We start from the raw sequence: 891 nt of genomic DNA, 5'->3' as shown, positions 1-891 counted from the left end.
CCGGAGCCAACGTCCTGGCCGTTCAGAGAATGCTTGGCCACGCGTCCGCGAAGATGACGCTCGACACGTACGCCGACCTGTTCGACGACGACCTCGATCACGTTGCCGGACGCATGGATGAGGGACTTCGTTCCACGGTTGTGGGCAAAATGTTGGCAGACGAGGCCGCATCATGACGAAAGTCCCCGGTAGGGCCTGAGAACTCAGGGCTACCGGGGACTTCGTGGTGGCGGTGACGGTGGGATTTGAACCCTATGCATAGGCGCCTTCTCTCAGGGAGACCTGCTTTATCTCCCGCACATGCAGGGATCCGAGGTCATCCCAGGGTCCTAGCCGGCGAATGACGGCGCTCCGATTGTGGGCAAGATGTGGGCACGCCTCCATACCGGTCCGCTACTGCTTGAGCATCGCGACCGTCCCTCCAAATCCCTACCGGTAGCGTCGGTCGCACCGACCTGAAACGCTCGTCTCCCCTTGCCGCGTCGCGACTAGAGTCCGATCATGAGCAATGTTCGGCGGTCCGTGCGATCGGCTCTCCTCGCCGTCGTCATTGTCGTCGTAGCCCTCCCGGGGTGTTCATCGCGAACGGTTCCGGCGGGACCCACGTCCGCCACCGCCTCCACCGAGACGGCCGCCGTGCTCACGGACCTCGAGCCAGTCGAACGTGCCGAGTACCTTGTCGAGGCGGAACTGCCCGATGCTCCGATTTGGGTGGGCATGACATTCGAGGGCATCGTCATCGACGAGTCGCAGGTGTGTGTCGACCGACGATGGGGTCCGGGCGGCGGGCCGGGCGGCGGAGACGTCGGAGGTGTGGCGGGCTACGTCACCGTGAGCTTCCCCGATGAGACCCTTGGAGAACCGCAGGACGGCGTGTGCGCGGACTTCACG

At 64.3% G+C, this 891-nt stretch carries 1 protein-coding gene; it reads left to right on the top strand.

Annotated elements, in window-relative coordinates:
* Positions 1-501: 501 nt before the first annotated feature.
* The coding region (locus tag AC4FQ5_RS19615) for a hypothetical protein (RefSeq protein ID WP_491146198.1) at positions 502-891 on the top strand (390 nt) is incomplete at its 3' end.

It is taken from the genome of Chryseobacterium sp. DT-167, assembly GCF_058310155.1.
This window is presented reverse-complemented; position numbering and strand designations above follow the sequence as displayed.